The organism is uncultured Sphingomonas sp., assembly GCF_964244235.1.
Classification (GTDB): Bacteria; Pseudomonadota; Alphaproteobacteria; order Sphingomonadales; family Sphingomonadaceae; genus Sphingomonas.
The window spans coordinates 1-18,401 of record NZ_CAXTII010000057.1 but is presented as its reverse complement, the minus strand read 5'-3'; the positions used below and the strand labels follow the sequence as shown (position 1 = coordinate 18,401).

The 18,401-nt window shown below is 67.3% G+C and carries 20 protein-coding genes and 1 tRNA gene; 13 read left to right on the top strand and 8 right to left on the bottom strand.

Annotation, left to right across the window (positions count from 1 at the left end):
• Window positions 1-115 precede the first annotated feature (115 nt).
• From ACFE7D_RS10335 to arsH, 11 genes are all read left to right on the top strand, one after another.
• Window positions 116-346, top strand: coding sequence for a hypothetical protein (locus ACFE7D_RS10335; protein ID WP_375395332.1), 231 nt, complete (start codon window positions 116-118; stop codon window positions 344-346).
• A complete protein-coding gene (locus tag ACFE7D_RS10330; RefSeq protein ID WP_375395331.1) occupies window positions 343-753 on the top strand; it encodes a PIN domain-containing protein in 411 nt (136 codons plus the stop codon). The genes ACFE7D_RS10335 and ACFE7D_RS10330 overlap by 4 nt, the downstream gene beginning before the upstream one ends.
• A complete protein-coding gene (locus tag ACFE7D_RS10325; protein WP_375395330.1) occupies window positions 734-1,468 on the top strand; it encodes a TlyA family RNA methyltransferase in 735 nt (244 codons plus the stop codon). The genes ACFE7D_RS10330 and ACFE7D_RS10325 overlap by 20 nt, the downstream gene beginning before the upstream one ends.
• Before the next feature lie 76 nt (window positions 1,469-1,544).
• Window positions 1,545-2,096 (top strand): TspO/MBR family protein, encoded by a 552-nt coding sequence (locus tag ACFE7D_RS10320; RefSeq protein WP_375395329.1) that lies wholly within the window; start codon window positions 1,545-1,547, stop codon window positions 2,094-2,096.
• Between the two features lie 25 nt (window positions 2,097-2,121).
• The gene (locus tag ACFE7D_RS10315) at window positions 2,122-2,376 is read left to right on the top strand and encodes an accessory factor UbiK family protein (RefSeq protein ID WP_375395328.1); all 255 of its coding nucleotides are present in this window, start codon (window positions 2,122-2,124) and stop codon (window positions 2,374-2,376) included.
• A gap of 45 nt (window positions 2,377-2,421) precedes the next feature.
• Complete coding sequence (locus tag ACFE7D_RS10310) at window positions 2,422-2,928, top strand: YbjN domain-containing protein (RefSeq protein WP_375395327.1); 507 nt, start codon at window positions 2,422-2,424, stop codon at window positions 2,926-2,928.
• Window positions 2,925-3,728 carry a pyrroline-5-carboxylate reductase family protein gene (locus tag ACFE7D_RS10305; protein ID WP_375395326.1) on the top strand — a complete coding sequence of 268 codons (804 nt, stop codon included), beginning with the start codon at window positions 2,925-2,927 and terminating at the stop codon, window positions 3,726-3,728. The genes ACFE7D_RS10310 and ACFE7D_RS10305 overlap by 4 nt, the downstream gene beginning before the upstream one ends.
• Before the next feature lie 135 nt (window positions 3,729-3,863).
• Window positions 3,864-4,196, top strand: a complete 333-nt coding sequence (locus ACFE7D_RS10300) for an ArsR/SmtB family transcription factor (RefSeq protein WP_375395325.1) — start codon at window positions 3,864-3,866, stop codon at window positions 4,194-4,196.
• Between the two features lie 11 nt (window positions 4,197-4,207).
• The gene (arsC, locus tag ACFE7D_RS10295) at window positions 4,208-4,636 is read left to right on the top strand and encodes an arsenate reductase (glutaredoxin) (protein ID WP_375395324.1); all 429 of its coding nucleotides are present in this window, start codon (window positions 4,208-4,210) and stop codon (window positions 4,634-4,636) included.
• On the top strand, window positions 4,636-5,919 hold the full coding sequence (locus ACFE7D_RS10290; RefSeq protein WP_375395323.1) for an arsenic transporter: 1,284 nt from the start codon (window positions 4,636-4,638) through the stop codon (window positions 5,917-5,919). The genes arsC and ACFE7D_RS10290 overlap by 1 nt, the downstream gene beginning before the upstream one ends.
• Window positions 5,919-6,659, top strand: coding sequence for an arsenical resistance protein ArsH (arsH, locus tag ACFE7D_RS10285; protein WP_375395322.1), 741 nt, complete (start codon window positions 5,919-5,921; stop codon window positions 6,657-6,659). The genes ACFE7D_RS10290 and arsH overlap by 1 nt, the downstream gene beginning before the upstream one ends.
• Before the next feature lie 299 nt (window positions 6,660-6,958).
• Here arsH and ACFE7D_RS10280 read toward each other — a convergent pair whose 3' ends face one another.
• A complete protein-coding gene (locus tag ACFE7D_RS10280; protein WP_375395321.1) occupies window positions 6,959-7,450 on the bottom strand; it encodes a MarR family winged helix-turn-helix transcriptional regulator in 492 nt (163 codons plus the stop codon).
• 64 nt (window positions 7,451-7,514) lie between these two features.
• Here ACFE7D_RS10280 and ACFE7D_RS10275 point away from each other — a divergent pair, with 64 nt between their 5' ends.
• Window positions 7,515-8,612: a branched-chain amino acid aminotransferase gene (locus ACFE7D_RS10275; protein WP_375395334.1), complete on the top strand. Its 1,098-nt coding sequence runs from the start codon at window positions 7,515-7,517 to the stop codon at window positions 8,610-8,612.
• Between the two features lie 55 nt (window positions 8,613-8,667).
• A tRNA-Gln gene (locus ACFE7D_RS10270) sits at window positions 8,668-8,742 on the top strand.
• Window positions 8,743-8,894: 152 nt separating this feature from the next.
• Here the strand turns inward: ACFE7D_RS10270 and ACFE7D_RS10265 are convergent.
• The 7 genes from ACFE7D_RS10265 to ACFE7D_RS10235 form a co-directional block, all read right to left on the bottom strand.
• Window positions 8,895-9,152 carry a hypothetical protein gene (locus ACFE7D_RS10265; RefSeq protein ID WP_375395320.1) on the bottom strand — a complete coding sequence of 86 codons (258 nt, stop codon included), beginning with the start codon at window positions 9,150-9,152 and terminating at the stop codon, window positions 8,895-8,897.
• A 198-nt stretch (window positions 9,153-9,350) separates the two neighbouring features.
• The gene (nagE, locus tag ACFE7D_RS10260; protein ID WP_375395319.1) at window positions 9,351-11,030 is read right to left on the bottom strand and encodes an N-acetylglucosamine-specific PTS transporter subunit IIBC; all 1,680 of its coding nucleotides are present in this window, start codon (window positions 11,028-11,030) and stop codon (window positions 9,351-9,353) included.
• Window positions 11,027-13,483, bottom strand: coding sequence for a phosphoenolpyruvate--protein phosphotransferase (gene ptsP, locus ACFE7D_RS10255; RefSeq protein ID WP_375395318.1), 2,457 nt, complete (start codon window positions 13,481-13,483; stop codon window positions 11,027-11,029). The genes nagE and ptsP overlap by 4 nt, the downstream gene beginning before the upstream one ends.
• The gene (locus tag ACFE7D_RS10250) at window positions 13,480-15,723 is read right to left on the bottom strand and encodes a beta-N-acetylhexosaminidase (RefSeq protein WP_375395333.1); all 2,244 of its coding nucleotides are present in this window, start codon (window positions 15,721-15,723) and stop codon (window positions 13,480-13,482) included. Before ACFE7D_RS10250 ends, ptsP begins: the two co-directional genes overlap by 4 nt.
• A gap of 1 nt (window position 15,724) precedes the next feature.
• A complete protein-coding gene (gene nagA, locus ACFE7D_RS10245; protein ID WP_375395317.1) occupies window positions 15,725-16,870 on the bottom strand; it encodes an N-acetylglucosamine-6-phosphate deacetylase in 1,146 nt (381 codons plus the stop codon).
• Entirely contained in the window at window positions 16,867-17,805 is a 939-nt protein-coding gene (locus ACFE7D_RS10240; protein ID WP_375395316.1) for an SIS domain-containing protein, read from the bottom strand. The genes nagA and ACFE7D_RS10240 overlap by 4 nt, the downstream gene beginning before the upstream one ends.
• 74 nt (window positions 17,806-17,879) lie before the next feature.
• On the bottom strand, window positions 17,880-18,401 hold a 522-nt coding region (locus ACFE7D_RS10235; protein ID WP_375395315.1), incomplete at its 5' end, for a GntR family transcriptional regulator.

The window sequence follows — 18,401 nt, the reverse complement described above, 5'->3', positions numbered from 1 at the left end:
TCCTCGCCGCCCTCCACCACAACGCCACCGCCGCGGGGGTCAGGGCTTGAAGGGCTAGTTCAAATCACTCCGCGATCCTGCTATGCTCGCTTACGCGGATGGATCGGAGGTCGACATGGAACTGAGTAAAACGCGTCAGGGCTATGTCGTTCGGGTGCCCGATGACGTCGTGAAAGCGTTGGGGTTGAAGGATGGTGACACGGTGGAACTGCGCGGACAGCCGACCGTGGTCCGTCGAGTGATCGACGAAAAAACACGTGCCCGCGCTGTTGAAGACCTTCGTAAACTTGCGGGGCTTGTTCCCCCGGGTTATCAATTCGATCGTGAGGAAGCCAACGCGCGGTGACGCGCGTCTTCTTCGACACCAATGTTCTGGTTTACGCCTTTTCGAGCGACGATCGCAGTGCGATTGCGCGAGGACTCCTTAAATCCGGCGGCGTGATCGGCATTCAGTCACTCAACGAACTGGCGAATGTTTTACGAAGAAAATATAAAAAATCCTGGAGCGAGGTACATCGGTCGGTCGATGTCGTTCGTAATCAATGCGATACCCTGGTTACGCCAGACGAGCAAGTTCATCGTCTTGGCCTGCAATTCGCCGAACGATATATGCCCAGCATATTCGACGCGATGATCGTAGCGGCGGCGTTTCACGCCGATCGCGACATCCTCTACTGCGAAGACATGCACCACGGCCTCGTCATCGACGGCAAGCTGCGCATCGAGAGTTCCTTTGCCCAAACGGCGCGCTGACCAGGCGCTTGTCGATCGGGGGCTCGCGGAGTCGCGGACGCGGGCGCAGGCGCTGGTGATGGCGGGGCTGGTGTTCGCGGGGACCCGCAAGATCGACAAGCCGGGGCAACCGGTCGCCGACGACGTGGCGCTCGACGTGCGCGGGCGCGATCACCCCTGGGTTTCGCGGGGAGGGATCAAGCTCGCGCATGGCCTCGCGCATTTCGGCTGGGACGTGAGCGGCGTGGTCGCGATCGATGTCGGGTCGTCGACCGGCGGGTTCACCGACGTACTGCTCCAGGCGGGTGTGGCGCGCGTCTATGCCGTCGACAGCGGCACCAACCAGCTGGCGTGGAGCATCCGGCAGGACCCGCGCGTGGTCGTGCACGAACAGACCAGCGCGCGCATCCTGACGGCGCAGCACATTCCCGGACCCGTCGATCTGATCGTGTGCGACGCCAGCTTCATCGGCCTCGCCAAGGTCCTCGACCGGCCGCTGACGTTCGCGAAACCCGACGCGCGCCTGATGGCGCTCATCAAGCCGCAGTTCGAGGCGGGGCGCGAGGAGGTGGGTAAGGGGGGTGTCGTGCGCGATCCGGTCGTGCACCGGCGCGTCTGCGATGCGGCCGTCGACTGGCTGGCCGGATCCGGCTGGACGGTCGAGGGCGTGGTCGAAAGCCCGATCACGGGACCGGAGGGCAATATCGAGTTCCTCGCCGCCGCCCGTCGCGGCTGAGCACGCGAATTGCACCGCACACCATTTACGGATCGCGCGCGCCGCGCCATGGCGTGCGCGGATACCGGGAGCAGATATGGGCCAGATTGCTTCGAAGACCCAGTTGCGGATGTCGTTCCTGCGCTGGGCCATGGTCGTCGTGCCCCTGTTGTTGCTCCTCGGCTTCCTGTCGGGTCGATCGGTACCGGTCGGTGCGCAGAACCACTGGTATGTGGCGCTGGAAAAGCCGGCGATCATGCCGCCCGACTGGGTGTTTCCCGTCGCGTGGTCGATCCTGTACGTCCTGATCGCGCTGGCGCTGGCGATCGTGCTGAACGCGCGCGGCGCGCGGCGGCGGGGGATCGCCCTCGCTCTGTTCGTCGTGCAGTTCGCGCTCAACCTCGCCTGGACACCGATATTCTTCGCGCAGCACCGTATCGATCTTGCGCTGGCGGTCGTCGCCGCCATGCTGGCCGCCGGCACCGCGACGACATTGGCGTTCGGGCGCGTCCGGTCGACGGCGGCGTGGCTGATGGTGCCCTATCTGGTCTGGGTCGGCTTTGCGGGCGTGCTGACCTGGCGGATCGGGCAGCTGAACCCGGGGGCCGCGACCCTTGTACCGGCGCAACATACGACCCAGATGCTTTGAGCAGACCGACACGGGAACGATACGCATGCAGACTGAAAACCGGTTGTTCGACGATCTGGTGAAATTCATGAACGGTGCCGCCGGCACGCTGGCGGGCGTCGGTCGCGAGGCCGAGGCGGGAGCCCGGTCGCGCGCGCGCGACTGGATCGGCGGGCTGGACTTCGTCAGCCGCGACGAGTTCGAGGCGGTGAAGGCGATGGCGGCTGCGGCACGCGACGAGGCGGACGCGCTTCGTGCGCGGCTGGACGTGCTGGAAGCAAAGGCCGCGCCCGCTGGCTGACCGTCCTGTTTTGCACGGACCGTCGCAGCGTGGCATGATGCGCGCATGATCCTCTTGCCGGCAGATTCCACCCCCGACGACAGCGCACCGATCGAGATGCTCGAGGCGTATTATGCCGCGCATGACTGGGACCATGAACGCCACGACGACGAGATCGTCGCGACGGTCAAGGGCAGCTGGGCGGAGTATGAGTTGCGCGCGCTGTGGCGGGACGACGACAGCGTCCTGCAGTTCCTGGCGTTCCCCGACATCAAGGTGCCCGACGAACGCCGCGCGGCGATGTACGAGACGCTGGGGCTGGTCAACGAGCAGCTGTGGGTCGGGCATTTCGAGCTGTGGGCGACCAGCGGCATCCTGCTGTACCGCCATGCCGTCGTCATCGATGGCGGCGACGATAGCACCATGTCGCTGACCGCCGCCGAGCTGCTGGTCGAATCCGCGATTGACGAATGCGAACGCTTCTACCCCGTCTTCCAGTTCGTCCTGTGGGGCGGCAAGACCCCGAAAGAGGCGATCGCCGCCGCACTGATCGAGACGCAGGGGGAGGCGTGACGCCCCCCTTCGACGCGCCGCTGTGGCTGATCGGCTGCGGCAACATGGGCGGCGCGATGCTGCAGCGGTGGATCGCCGCGGGGGCCGATCCGGCGCTGGTGACCGTCGTCACGCGGACCGGTGCGAACGTGCCGACCGGGGTGCGATCGCTGACCGCGGTGCCGATCGATGCCGAACCCGCGACGATCGTGCTGGCGGTGAAGCCGCAGCAACTGGATGCGGTTGTGCCGCTGCTCGCGCATGTGGAGACGCCGTTGTTGGTGTCGATCCTGGCGGGGGTGGAGGCGTCCGCGCTCGCGACCCGGTTCCGCGCCGATGCGATCGTGCGCGCGATGCCCAACCTGCCCGTCGCGATCGGCAAGGGCGTGACCGCGTTGCATACCGATGGCGGCGACGTCGCGGTGCGCGCGGCGGCGACCGCGCTGGCGACGCCGCTGGGGCTGGTCGAGTGGATCGACGGCGCCGCGCAGTTCGACGCGGTGACCGCGCTTGCGGGCTGCGGGCCGGGCTTCACCTTTCGGTTCATCGATGCGCTGGCCGCGGCGGGCGTCGCGCTGGGGCTGGGCGCGGACCAGGCGTTGCGGCTGGCGACGGCGACGGTCGAGGGATCGGGTGCGATGGCGGCGCGGGCGGACGTGACGCCCGCGGTACTGGCGGACCGGGTGGCGAGCCCGGGTGGATCGACGCGTGAGGGGCTGAACGTGCTGAATGCGGACGATGCGCTGGTGGACTTGCTGACGCGGACGCTGGCGGCGTCGGCGAAGCGCAACGCGGAGATGGCGGCGGCGGCACGGGAGTAGGGGGCGACCTCAGGGATCGTTTAGCCGAGAGAACGCGGTTGGCGTCCCGCCCGGTTTGTGGAAGCATGGGTTTGCCTAGCTGCCACTACAAAAGCATCGTCTGGTCATCGTCCATATATCGTATATGCTGGATATATGGATAACGAATCAGCTATCGGCGCGCTTGGCGCACTCGCGCAAACCACGCGCCTCGATGTCTTCCGTTTGCTGGTACGCCACGAACCAAACGGCATGGCGGCCGGTGCAATCGCCCGTCAGCTCGACGTCCCGCAGAACACCATGTCGGCGCACCTCGGCATTCTTGCCCGCGCTGGCATCGTCCGTCCGGAACGCCATAGCCGGTCGATCATCTATCGCGCCGATCTGGACGGGTTGCGTGCCCTGACGCTGTTCCTGGTCAAGGACTGCTGCGCCGGTTCGCCCGAGCTGTGCGCACCGCTCTTGGCCGAACTCTCCCCCTGCTGCTGAGAGGACATTTCGTGGCCGTCGATATCGTGATCTATCACAACCCCCAGTGCGGCACGTCGCGCAACGCGCTGGCGATGATCCGTAATGCCGGCATCAAGCCGCACGTCATCGAATATCTGAAGACGCCGCCCTCGCGCGCGCTGCTGGTCGAGCTGATCGATCGCGCCGGGATCACGCCCCGCGATCTGTTGCGTGAGAAGGGCACGCCGTATGCGGAGCTGGGCCTGGGCGACACGTCGCTGTTCAACGACGCACTCGTGGACGCGATGATGGCGCATCCGGTCCTCATCAACCGGCCGCTGGTCGTCTCGCCCCTCGGCGTGAAGCTGTGCCGACCTTCCGAAGCGGTCCTCGATCTGCTGCCCGAGCCGCAACAGGGTGCGTTTGCCAAGGAAGACGGCGACAAGGTCGTGGACGCCTCGGGTCAGCGCATCGCCTGATGCTGCTCGCACTCGCTATCTTCGTCGCCACGATCGCGCTCGTCATCTGGCAGCCCAAGGGCCTCGGCATCGGATGGAGCGCATTGGGCGGCGCGGCGATCGCGCTGCTCGTCGGGGTCGTATCGCTGTCCGACGTGCCGGTGGTGTGGGGGATCGTCTGGAATGCGACCGCGACGTTCATCGCGATCATCATCGTCAGCCTGTTGCTCGATGAAGCCGGGTTCTTCGAATGGGCGGCGCTCCATGTCGCGCGCTGGGGCCGGGGGCATGGTCGCCGGTTGTTCGTGCTGATCGTGCTGCTCGGCGCGGCGGTGTCGGCGCTGTTCGCCAATGATGGCGCGGCCTTGATCCTGACGCCGATCGTCATCGGGGTGTTGCGCGCGCTGGGATACAAGGACAAGGCAACGCTGGCGTTTGTCATGGCGGCGGGGTTCATCGCCGACACCGCCAGCCTTCCGTTGATCGTCTCCAACCTCGTCAACATCGTGTCGGCCGACTTCTTCCGGATCGGCTTTGCCGATTATGCCTCGGTGATGGTGCCGGTCGATCTGGCGTCGATCGCCGCGACACTGGTCGCGCTGCTGCTGTTCTTCCGGCGAGACATACCGGCGAGCTACGATGTGGCGCAGCTCCGCACGCCCGGTGATGCGATCCGCGACCATGCCACGTTCAAGGCGGGCTGGGTCGTTCTTGCCCTACTGCTCGCCGGCTTCTTCCTGCTCGAACCCCTCGGCGTGCCGGTTAGCGCCGTGGCCGCTGCCGGCGCAGTCCTCCTGCTCATCATCGCCGCGCGCGGCCACGTCATCCAGACGCGCAAGGTCCTGGCCGGCGCGCCGTGGCAAGTCGTGATCTTCTCGCTCGGCATGTACCTGGTCGTCTACGGCCTGCGGAATGCCGGCTTGACCGACCTCCTTGCCGGCCTGCTCGATCGCACCGCGCAAGGCGGTGTGTGGGGCGCGGCGTTCGGCACCGGCATCCTCGCCGCGCTGCTGTCGTCGGTGATGAACAACATGCCGACCGTCCTGGTGGGGGCGCTGTCGATCGACGCGACGCACGCCACGGGCGCGATCAAGGAAGCGATGATCTACGCCAATGTGATCGGTTGCGACCTCGGGCCGAAGATCACGCCGATCGGCTCGCTCGCGACGCTGCTGTGGCTGCACGTCCTCGGGCAAAAGGGCATCCGGATCGGCTGGGGCTATTACTTCAAGGTCGGCGCGACGCTGACGATTCCGGTGCTGTTGGTGACGCTCGCCGCACTCGCCATAAGGCTCAGTCTATAATGCCGCTTCGCACGCTCTCCGATCCCGATCATCTTCCCGCGCTCGATCGCCGCTATGCGCTCGAACGTCCCGCCCTCGGGCTGGGCGCGGGTGATCCGCCTCCGCGCATTCTGCTGCTCTACGGCTCGCTGCGGGAACGGTCCTACTCGCGCCTTTGCATCGAGGAAGCGGCCCGCCTGCTGCAATTCTTCGGTTGCGAAACGCGCATTTTCGACCCCGCCACGCTGCCGCTTCCCGACCAGGTCGTCGAGGACGATCACCCGGCCGTCCACGAGCTGCGCGAACTGTCGCTATGGTCGGAAGGGCATGTGTGGTGCAGCCCCGAGCGGCACGGCCAGATCACCGGCATCATGAAGCTGCAAGTCGATCACCTGCCCCTGTCGATGGGTGGAATGCGACCGACGCAGGGGCGAACGCTCGCCGTCATGCAGGTGTCGGCCGGATCGCAGTCGTTCAACAGCGTCAACACGCTGCGCGTGCTCGGCCGCTGGATGCGGATGGTGACGATTCCCAACCAGTCGAGCGTCGCCAAGGCGTTTCAGGAGTTCGACGATGCCGGCCGAATGAAGCCGTCCAGCTATTACGACCGGATCGTGGATGTGATGGAGGAGTTGGTGCGCTTCACTGTGATGCTGAGCCCGCACGCCGCCCAGCTTGTCGACCGTTACTCCGAACGGAAGGATGCGGACCTGCCCGTCGACCTGTCGGACATCACAATTACACCGCGACGTCCAGGCTGAACGGATGGCCGCTCTTTCCCGTCGATAAAACCGAACGGAACGGCGAAGCCCCAAATGGTCGGCTGATCAACGCAAGGTCGGTCAAATACCGACTTTCCGCTGTCCTACAGCCGCCCGGTCATGCCAGTTCGTACCATGCGAACGAGCGACCCCACCTCAGCGAGAAACGCTGAAACGGCTCCCGTAAGTGATTGTTTTCGCGGGAAGTGGAAAGCGCAATGGCACACCTCCACTTCCTCCACTTCCGCGTCGATGCCGGCGGACCGAATCGCCAGTCCCGGCGACGCGCCCCCCCACCGTCACCCGTCCGACAACTCCCGCAACCGCCGCCGTTCCTCGTCCGGGATCAACCCCTCCAGCACCGCCCAGAACCCGCTTACCGCACTCTGCCCCGCGCTTGCGTACGCCGCCGACAACCGCTCCCGCAGCGCATCGAACAGCGATGCCTCCAGCGCGGCCCCCTCCGCGGTCAGGCTCAGCAGCCGTTGCCGCCTGTCGCGATCGCCCGCACGCGTCTCGACCAGACCGCGGTCGGCCAGTTCGTTCAGCACGCGGCCCAGCGATTGCTTGGTGATCGCGAGCAGCGACAGCAGGTCGCTGACCGTCATGTCGGGCTTGCGCGCGATGAAATATAGTGCCCGGTGGTGCGCGCGGCCCAGGCCCTGTGCCGCCAGCCCGCGATCGATCGCGCGCGTCAGATGGCTGTTGCCGAAGTACAGGAGTTCCATGCCGCGCCTCAGTTCCGGTTCGCGCAGGAACAGGGGCGAGGCGGTCGGGGGTGCGGCAGCCATGTTGACCCGTGTAATCTTCCGCCATAGGCGTCCGCAACCCGTCATCCCCGAGAAACCGCCAGCGATGTCCACCGATGCGCCCGCCAGCTTCCGTCACCAGCCTCACCCGACCCCCGTCGCGGCGGCGGAGCGCGCCGAACGGTTGATCGATCCGGGTTTCGGACAGGTGTTCACCGATCACATGGCGATGGTCGATTTCACCGACGAGGCGGGCTGGCACGATGCGCGGATCGTCGCGCGCGCGCCGCTGACCATGGATCCGGCGTCGTCGGTCCTCCATTATGCGCAGGAGATATTCGAGGGATTGAAGGCGTACCGGCTGGCGGACGGCGGCACCGCGCTGTTCCGGCCGCAGGCCAATGCCACGCGGTTCCGCAATTCCGCGCGGCGGATGGCGATGGCCGAATTGCCCGAAGAGCTTTTCGTCGGATCGATCGAGGCGCTCGTCCGCGCCGACGCCGCGTGGATCCCCGAAAGCGAGGGCGGCGCGCTGTATCTGCGCCCGTTCATGATCGCCAGCGAGGTGTTTTTGGGCGTCAAGCCGTCCGCGCGCTACACCTATATGGCCATCGCCTCGTCGGTCGGTGCCTATTGGAAGGGCGGCGCGCGCGCGATCTCGATCTGGGTCAGCCGCGAACATACCCGCGCCGCACCCGGCGGCACGGGGGCGGCGAAATGCGGCGGCAATTACGCGGCCAGCCTGCTCGCGCAGTCGGAGGCGATCCGTCAGGGCTGCGATCAGGTCGTGTTCCTCGATGCGGCCGAACGGCGCTGGGTCGAGGAACTGGGCGGCATGAACGTCTTCTTCGTGTTCGCCGACGGCACGCTGCGAACGCCGCCGCTGACGGGCACGATCCTGCCCGGCATCACGCGCGATTCGCTGCTGACGATCGCGCGTGCGCAGGGGCTGCGGGTCGAGGAGGTGCCCTATTCGATCGACCAGTGGCGCAGCGACGCCGAAAGCGGCGTGCTGACCGAAGCATTTGCCTGCGGCACCGCCGCGGTGGTGACGGCGATCGGCCGCGTGGCGGACGGCGACGCGGGGTTCGCGATCGGCAGCGGCGGCATCGGCCAGATCACGCGGGCGCTGCACGATTCGCTGGTGTCGATCCAGCGCGGCACCGCGCCCGACAGGCAAGGCTGGTTACACCGGATCGATTGAACGCCCGGGGGGGGCTTCACGCCAGCGACCGTGCGGTTATAAGGCCGCGCTCTGCTGGGGCGTCGCCAAGCGGTAAGGCAGCGGCTTTTGATGCCGCCATTCGTAGGTTCGAATCCTGCCGCCCCAGCCAATCCGCCTCGCGCTCGGTCGCGCCGCGTGCGATGTGCTTCAAGTTACTGAAATAAAAGAATCTTCTGATCGGGTGGCCGAGTTGAGTTCGACACGTTGAGCGATCGCCGCCAACGCTTGGCGGCGCAATTGCAGGAGGATATTCCATGGCCGTCAAATTCGCCGCCACGATGAACGCCCGATGCCGATCGAATCCACGCGCTGCTGCACCGCCTGGGCGAAGCCACGACCAAGATCGCGGACCGTGCGGACAAGTCGCAGGAGAAGCTGACGGCGCTCGGCACCGCGCTTGCCGAAGCGGGCGAGGAATCGGGCGACGAGGAAGAAGATACCGAAGCAGCGGCCAACCCGAAGCGCAAGCGCAAGGCGGCGTGACTTGGTGCAGGTGACGTCGGCAGCAGCAGCGAACATTGAGCCGGGTCGCGGCCCCTATCAGAGCATTTCTATCGATTAGTCACGAGAGGATGTGGGGAGATGGTCTCACGTCCTCTCGCTATGTGCCGATCCTAATTGCGCTGCTACGCGGTTCTTACGCCGCGCTAACAGCGACAGTGCTAAACCGGAGGATGCCGCAGGGCGCGCAAGCGGCGCGTACAGCCGGCGCCTACCTCACGACCAGGCGGCAACGATATCTTCCGCTCCGGTGCCGACCACGATCTGCCAACGGCCCGAACGCGTTCGAATGGCACCGCGCGGGCTGAGGGCATCGATCGTGACCGCGCTTGCCGCGCCCGGGTTCACCAACGTGACGATAGCACGGCCTGCTCCGACGGTTGCCGTAGCAATGTTCGCCCGTCCGCCAAGTGCATCGAGCAACGTGGTCGCGATCGAGCCAGGTACGGCATCGGCAGGTACCTCGCGCATCTCGCGAGCAAGTTGGTCGGCGATCGGGCCGATGATCACCTGCAGATCGCGCGGCGACGGGCGAAGCACGCCGCGCGCGCCGAGCCGCTTCAGCGCGGCATCGTCGACGCGCTGCTGATCTTGCACGACAAGCCGCAGGCGCGTGGTGCAGGCATCGATCGCCGCGAGATTGCCGCGACCGCCGAGCGCCGCGACAAATTGTTGCGCTCTGGTGCCTGTGACGGGCGCAGCCGGGGCTTCGACCGACTCCACATCGCGGCCCGGCGTCGGCAGGTTGAAGCGCACGATGCAGAAGCGGAACAGCCCGTAATAGACGAGTGCATAGACCGCACCGACAGGGAAGAGCAGTAACGGCCGCGTAGCGCGGCCGAAGTTGAGCACATAATCGAGCAATCCTGCTGAAAAGCCAAAACCCAGCCGCACGCCGAGCGCATTCATCAGCGCCATCGAAATGCCGGTAAGCACCGCATGGATGGCGTAGAGGACGGGGGCTAGGAACATGAAGGTAAACTCGATCGGCTCGGTGACGCCGGTCAGCATCGCGGTAAGGGCAAGGCTCAGCAGCATGCCGCCGACCTCGGCGCGGCGCTCGGGCCGGGCGCTGCGATACATCGCTAGGCATGCCGCGGGCAGGCCGAAGATCATCACTGGAAAGAAGCCGCTCATGAACGCGCCCGCGCTCGGATCGCCTGCGAAGAAGCGGTTGAGATCGCCCGTCGCGCCGTGGAAGTCGCCGACGATGAACCATACGACGTTATTGAGGATATGGTGCAACCCGGTGACCAATAGCAGCCGGTTGAGCACGCCGTAGGCGAACAGCCCGAGCGGCCCCGCCGCGACGAGCGCGTGGCTGAGTCCGTCGATCCCCGCGCTGAGCGTGCCCCAGCCGGCGCCGAACAATGCCGCCAGCGCAAGGCCGCCGAGCCCACTGACGATCGGCACGAACCGCCGCCCGCCGAAGAAAGCGAGATATTCCGGCAGCTTGATTGCCCCGAAGCGGTTGTAGAAGGTGCCGGCGATCAGTCCGGACAGGACACCGAGCGGCACGCTCAACTTGGCGAGCGCGGCCTTGCGATAGGCGACGGTTAGCGCGGCCTTGGCGGCGTCGGGCAGTCCGGTGCCGATATCGGCAGGCGGATGGAGCAAAGCCTGTGCGCCGTTGGTCGCGACGAGGAAGCACACCGCGCCCGCCAGCGCCGCCGCGCCATTCCCGTCACGCGCGAAGCCGACCGCGACGCCGATCGCGAACAGAAGCCCGAGATTTTGGAAGATCGCATCGCCTGCCGCCGCAACGAAGGAGATGTCGAGCAAGTCCGGCTGTCCGAGCCGCAGCAACAGGCCGGCGATCGGCAGCACCGCGATCGGCAGCATCAGCGCCCGGCCGAGCCCCTGGAAGCCGCCGGCGGACATGCGCAATCGGCTCATGACGATGCTCCCATGGCGAGCGCGCGTACCGCGCGGGCGGATGTCTGGCGCAGCGCATCAGTGGCAAGCGCTTCGCAACGGCTCCGCGTCAGCGTGCGCACCAGCGCCTTTAATTCGGGGATCGCGCCCGGCACCGCCGACAATTCGGTGACACCGAGCCCGATCAGGATCGGTGCCGCAACAGGATCGGAGGCGAGGGCCCCGCAAACGCCGACGGGGCGACGGTGATCGCCGGCAGCACGCCTAGCGCTATGGATCATCCGCAAGACCGCCGGGTGCAGCGCATCGACCTGTGCCGCGACCGCTGCATTCCCGCGGTCCATAGCCAGCGTATATTGTGCAAGATCGTTGGTGCCGATCGCAAAGAAGTTGGCGGCCGGCGCCAGCAGATCCGCGGTGATGGCGGCGGCGGGAGTCTCGATCATCACGCCGACCTCGATCCGGTCGACGCGGCCAATCGCGCGTGCGGCGTCTTCGACCAATCGACGGACGTGGAGCAGTTCGTCGAGGCTCGCGACCATCGGCACGAGGACGCGGCACTGGCCGGGAGGACCCGCCCGCACGATTGCGCGTATCTGCGTTTCGAGCAGGTCGGGATGTGCCAGCCCGACGCGAATTCCGCGCAGGCCCAATGCCGGATTCTCCTCGGGCGCGATCGGCAGATAACGCACCGGCTTGTCGCCGCCGATGTCGAGCGTGCGGATGATGAGCGGCCGACCCGCCAGCCGCTCGGCGATCGCGCCGTAAAGCGCGACCTGTTCCGCTTCGTCGGGTGGGGTGTCGCGGTCGAGGAACAGCAATTCGGTGCGCAGCAGCCCGCAGCCTTCCGCCCCCGCCGCTACGGCCACCTCGGCATCGGCGAGCGAGCCGAGATTGGCGAAAATTTCGATTCGTACGCCGTCCGCCATGTGACAGGCCTCACCCGCCCTGGCCTGCGCATCGGCGCGCTTGCGGGCCGTGGTGTCGATCCGGACGCGCGCTTCGATCTCGGTGGAGACGTCCGCTGGCTTCAGCGTTCCGGCGCCGGCGTCGAGCACCGCTCGGGCTCCGCTCTCCAGCACCAGCGCCTCTGCGCCCAGGGCGACGATCATCGGGATTCCCGATGCTGCCGCGATGATCGCGACATGCGAGGTCGGCCCACCGCCCGCGAGCGCAATGCCGACGAGACGAGCGCTATCGAGCGCCATCAGTTCGGACGGGAGGAGATCGTGTGCGACCAGGATCGCGTCGTCGGGCAGCGCGGGCGCGTCGGTCGCGGGGCCGAGCGTGGCTGCGATCACTTGCTGCTCGAGGTCGAGCAGATCGTCCGCGCGCCCGGCGATCCGTATGTCGGCGACCGCGCGCAACGCGGCGATGTCGGGCGCGAGTGCCGCGCGCCAGGCCGCACCGGCGCTGACACCATCGGCAATCGCAGCGCCGGCGGCGTGGTGCAGCCGAGGGTCGTCGAGCAGGCCCAGATGCGCGCGGGCGATCTCGCGTTGCGCGGGCGCGCCGCTCGTCGCGCGCCGGTCGAGCGCGGCACGTACGTCGGCGATCGCCTCTTCCAGCGCGATCATCTCGAAGACGACACCTTGCCCCTGCGCCGGCGGATCGCGGCGGATCACGTCGAGCCGGACGATGGTGCCGACCGCGATCCCCGGAACGGCAGTGACCCAGCCGCCGCGTATCGGTGCAGCGGGCGTTGCGGCCGGCGGCGTGCCTTCGAAGTCATGCTCGATCAGGCGGGCAAGGGCTTTCAGTGCGGCCTCCGCGTCGGGGCCGCGCGCACTCAACGTCGCGCGCTCGCCGCCGGCCAGACCGAGCGTCATCAGCGCGACGGCGCTGGTCGCGGGGGCGGTCTTGACGCCGGATGCCAGCGCGACTTCGGCGTCGAAACCGCGCGCAAGCGCTACGATCGCGACGGCGGGGCGAGCGTGGATGCCGTACCCCAGCGGTAGCGTGATCGTTCGCATGAGCGCCGGGCCGTCCTGCGCCGATGCGGCGACCGCGGAAGCGCCATTCGCCTCGATCTCCATCAACCAGTCCCCGACCAGCACCCGGCCGGCGTCGGCGCGGCGCGCCACGCGGAAGGCGTCAGTGTCGATCACGAGGATGGGTGACGCCAAACTCTTCGCGCCCGCTGCCAGCGTGTCGAGGTCGAAGCGGAGCAGCGGTGCGCCCGCGGCAACGCGCTCGCCATCGGCGACGAGCGCAGTGAATCCTTCGCCGCCGAGCCCGACCGTCTCGATCCCGATATGGCACAGGATTTCCGCGCCATTGTCGGCCCGCAGCGTAACCGCGTGGCATGCGCGGTGGACGCCTACCACTATGCCGTCGCATGGCGCGTGAAGCACATCCCCGACCGGATCGATCGCGAGGCCGTCGCCGACCATGCCTTCCGCAAACGCCGCATCGGGCAATTCGGCGAGCGGACCGGCCCAGCCTGCCATTGGTGCGACGAGCGCGAGCGTCATGGCCGGAACTCCACCGCGCCGAGCGCCCAGAGCGACTCGCGCGTCGGGCGCGACAGCATCAGGCAAAGGTCCGAGGTGCCTGTCCCCGGCGGAAGGTCGGCGACCAGATCGCGCACGAGCCCGCGCGACGCCTGCGGCAGCGCGACCGTCGCGAGCACGGGGCCCTCGCACCCGTGCCGCGCGACGAACTCGCCATGAGGGGTCGCCGTCGGCGGCAGGATTTGCGGCGCGGCTTCATCGGCGAGCTGGAAGTTGAAGGGAAGCACGGCGACGGTGACCGCGATATGCCGCGCGCGCGCCAGGTCCGCACCGCGATAGATCCAGCACGGGTTCTTGATATCGACCAGATACGCCGCGTTTGCCGGACCCGCGAGATTGAGCGGCACCATCGCCGTGCACAGATCGAGTTGCTGGCTGGATCGATGCGTGGCCGACACCGTATCGAGCGGCAAGTCGAGTTCGCGCGAGAGCCGCTGCTTGCCGGCGAAGCTCGCTGCGCGCAGGCGGCTCGGCAGCGGCAAGTCGAGCGACCCGCTATAGACAGGCGAGGTCGATGTCGGAACGCTGCCGTCGCTTGTATAGTGCACATCGCCGAGCGCCAATTGCCGCGACAACGTCACACTAGCCCGCCCCGCATGCGGCACGACCTTCGCCTGCACCGCGACCGACCCGTCATCGGCGTTCAGTCCGAGCGCTGCGTAGCGCGCCATCATCGCCGGCAATCGCGCGACGAAGCCCGGCCAGTCGCGCCGGTCCGTTGCTGTCCAGCCGATCTCGGCGAGTGCGGCGGCACGTGGCAGCGCCATCGTTTCAAGCTGTGCATCCGTTACGATATGTTCGGACCACAGCGCGCCCTGCACGCCAAGTATATGCCACGCCGAAGCCGTGTCGAGGCCTGGCGTTCCAGCCGAATGTGGAGGATCGCCGGGGTCGTAGCCATAGACATCGGCCAGGCTGACCACGAACCCGCGCCCCGACGGTTCGGACGGGGCGGTCGATTGGCGATTGTCGAGATACAGCGTCGGCGCGGTCGCCATCACCACATCATGTCCAGCCCTGGCGGCGGCGATCGCGCCGTCGGCGCCGTGCCACGATAACACCACGTCCTCCTTGGAGAGAGACGGGTCAGCGAGGATCTCGTCCCACCCGACCAGCCGCCGGCCATGCGCGTTGAGATAGGCGCCGATCTGTCCGACGAACCAGCCCTGCAGCGCGTTCTCGTCCTTGAGGCCGAGCGCCTTCATCCGCGCCCGCACGTCGGGCGACGCGTACCAGAGTTTGTGCACCGCCTCGTCCCCGCCGATCGCTATCTCTCGCGACGGGAACAGCGCCATCACCTCGTCGAGCACGCCGTGCAGAAAGGTGAAGCTCGCGGCATCGACGCCGTAGATCGAGGGAAACACGCCCCAGTCGCCCAAATTGGCGGCGGCCACGCTGGTCAGGCCGACTGCGGGATAAGCGAGGATCGCGGCGGTCGCGTGCCCCGGCATCTCGATCTCCGGCACGACCGTGATGCCGCGCGACGCCGCCAGCGCGACGATATGGCGCACCTGCGCCTGGGTATAGAAGCCGCCGTACCGCCCCGGCGTCAGGCCTGCGGCGGGCGGGGTCGTACGCCAGGCCGCAAGACTCGTCAGGCGTGGATAGCGCTTGATCTCCAGCCGCCAGCCCTGGTCGTCGGTCAAATGCCATTGCAGCCGGTTGAGCTTGTGCAGCGCCATCCAGTCGATCGTGCGCTCGACCTCGCCGAGCGAGGTGAAATGTCGCACGCTGTCGAGCACAAGCCCCCGCCAGGCGAAGCGCGGCGCATCCTCGATATGGACGCGAGCGAGCGCATGGTCGGGCGCGGCGGTCAACAACTGCCAAAGGCTGACCGCGCCGTAGAGCAGTCCTGTGCGGGTGGAAGCGGCGATCGTCGCGCCCTGCGCGCCCACGTCGAGCGTATAGCCCTCGGGCGCGAATCCCGTGCGGCGGACGAAACGAATGGCGGGTGCCCGATTTTCCTGCGTCGCGATCGTCAGGCGCGGCCCGCCCGCCCGGTGCGATAGAATCGCGAGGTAGCGCGCGACATCGGCGTCGTCGGCATCTCCCGCCGGTGTGACGACTGCGGTACCGTCCCCAAGCCGGACACCGGCACCGCCCTGATCGGTAACATGCAACGGGCGCGGCACGATCTGCGGCTCCGCCTGTACAGGTACCACGGCCGCGAGCGCCAGCGCCGCCAAACCGAGGTGCACCATCTTACGCACCCGCGCTGTCGATCCCGCCAATCCATGTCTCCCGCACCGTCAGGTCATCGTCGAGCAGCACCAGATCGGCGCGCAAGCCGGCCGCGATCTGTCCGGTCTCATGGTCGAGGCCCATAAACGCAGCGGGCGCGCCGCTCGCCATGCGCGAGGCAACGGCGAGATCCAGCCCTAGCATGCCGACCGCGTTGCGCACCGCACTCGCCATGTCGAGGTCTGCGCCCGCCAGCGTCCCCGCGTCGTCATAGCAGGCACCGTCGCGGACATAGATCGGCTTGCCTTGCAGCAGGAAACTATGCCGGTTGCCGCCGACGCACGGCATCGCATCGGACACCAGCATGAAACGATCGAGCCGGTGGCATTTCAGCGCGAGTTTCAGCGTGACCGGATCGACATGCCGCCCATCGACGATGACCCCGCACCAAGCCTCGCTTTCGAGCGCCGCTCCCACCACGCCCGGCGCACGGCTTGTGATCGGCGACATCGCGTTGAACAGGTGCGTCACGCCGGTGAAGCCGTCGGCGAACCCGTCGCGCATCCGCGTATAAGTCGCGTTGGTGTGACCGGCCGCGAGGATCACACCCGCCGCGGCGAGGCGACGCACGGCGCTGCGGTCGACCATCTCGGGTGCGAGCGTATGGAGCATCGAAATTCCCCATCCACGCTCGAACAGTTCGAGGCCTGTTTCATCGAGCGTGCGGAAATGGCCGGGATCGTGGATGCCCTGCCGCTCATGGCTGAGAAACGGTCCTTCGATATGCGCGCCGAGCACGCCCGGCACGCCGGAATCTTGCGCCGCGCGCACTGCGGTAAGCGCCATCTCGACGACGCGCAGATCGTCGCTGATGAGCGTGGGCAAAAAGCCGGTCGTGCCGAAGCGCCGGTGCGCCGCGCCGATCCGTGCGATCGTCTCGACCGTCGGCGCGTCGTTGAACAGCACGTCGCCGCCGCCATTGACCTGCGTGTCGATGAAGCCGGGCAGCAGCAGGCCGCCCGCCAGATCGCGTCGCGGCAGGTCGCCAGTCAACGCTTCGAGCGGGATCAGCGCTGCAATACGATCGTCTGCGATCTCGACCGCGAGGCCGTCGCGTAGACCCTCCTCGGTCATCACGCGGGCACCCACCAGGACGAAGCGGCTCATATCGTCTCGGTGACCTTGGCAAGATACGGCGGCCTATCGGGGTCGTGCCCGCGCAGCGCCGCCAGCGTGTCGATCATGCGGTACAGCGCCTGCGTCTGCACGATAGGCAACAGCAGAGGATGGCATTCGATCATCGGCAGCGCATCCTCCGCCGTTCCGCCGACGACGAAGACGGTCGCACCTTGCGCACGCAGCACGGCGATGGTTTCCTCTACCCCCGCACGCGTCTCGTCCTCGGGCAGGAAGGCGAGTACCGGGAAGTCCGCGCCGACAAGAGCCATCGGGCCATGACGGATCTCGGCCGTGCTGAACGCCTCCGCATGGAGCCCGCAGGTTTCCTTGAACTTCAACGCCGCCTCCTGCGCGACCGCAAAGCCGGGGCCGCGACCGATCACATAGAGGTGCTCGGCGCGAACGAGCGTCGGCAGCGCAGCGGACCAGTCGAGATGCCAGGCATCGGCGAGCGTTCCGGCAAGCGTGTCGAGCGCGGCCGACATCGCCAGGTCCCTGGACCATTCCGCAACGAGCTGCGCGATCGCGGCGAGTGAGGCGATGAAGGATTTGGTCGCGGCGACGCTGCGTTCCGGGCCGGCCGCGAGCGGGATCGTCACCTCGGCGACGTCGGCGAGCGGCGACGTCTCGTCATTCACCAATGCCACGACGCGCGCGCCCGCACGGCCAGAGGCTTCCGCCGCCAACAGCAGATCGGGGCTGCGACCCGATTGCGACAGCGCGAGGACCAACGTGTCGTGCATGGCGAACGTCGCGCCATAGACCGAGCTGATCGAGGGTGGCGCCGAGGCGGTCAGCACGCCGAGCCGCGTCTCCAGCAGATAGCGGCCATAGGTCGCGGCGTTGTCCGAACTGCCCCGCGCGATCGTCACCACCGCGCGTGGCGGATGCGCACGCAGCGCCGCGCCAAGGATACCTATCACGCGCCTATTGCGCACCAATTGTGCGGCGACGGCATCCGGGGCTTCGGCCGCCTCGGTAAACATCCGCGTCCTGTTCACCGGCTCGCGCCGATCTGCAGTTCCGCGACGAAGTCGTAGCTATCGCCGCGATAATAGGATTGGGTGAACTCGACTGCCCGCCCGTCGCCCAGGAACCCGCGCCGTTCGATCAACAGGCCGGGTGCCGCCGCCGCGATGCCCAGCAGTTCGGCCTGCTCCTTGGTGAACAGGACGGCCCGTAGCCGTTGCAACGCGCGCACCGGTCGGCTGTCGGTCTCCTCCAGCGCGGCATAGAGCGAGGTATCGACCGCTTTTTCCGACGCCAGATACTGGCCCGGAATTGTCGAATATTCGAGTGCCATTGCGATATCGTCGGCGTAGCGGATGCGGTTGAAGCGCAACACGGGGCTGCCCGGGCTCAGCCCCAACACCATCGCTTCCTCAGGCGTGACGGTACCGGCCGAGCGCTTCAGCCAGGTGCTGCGTGCGGTGCGGCCCCGCGACTCCATGTCTTCGGAAAACGAGGAAAGCATCGAGAAACTCTTCTCGACCCGCGCCGCGACGAAAGTGCCGGCACC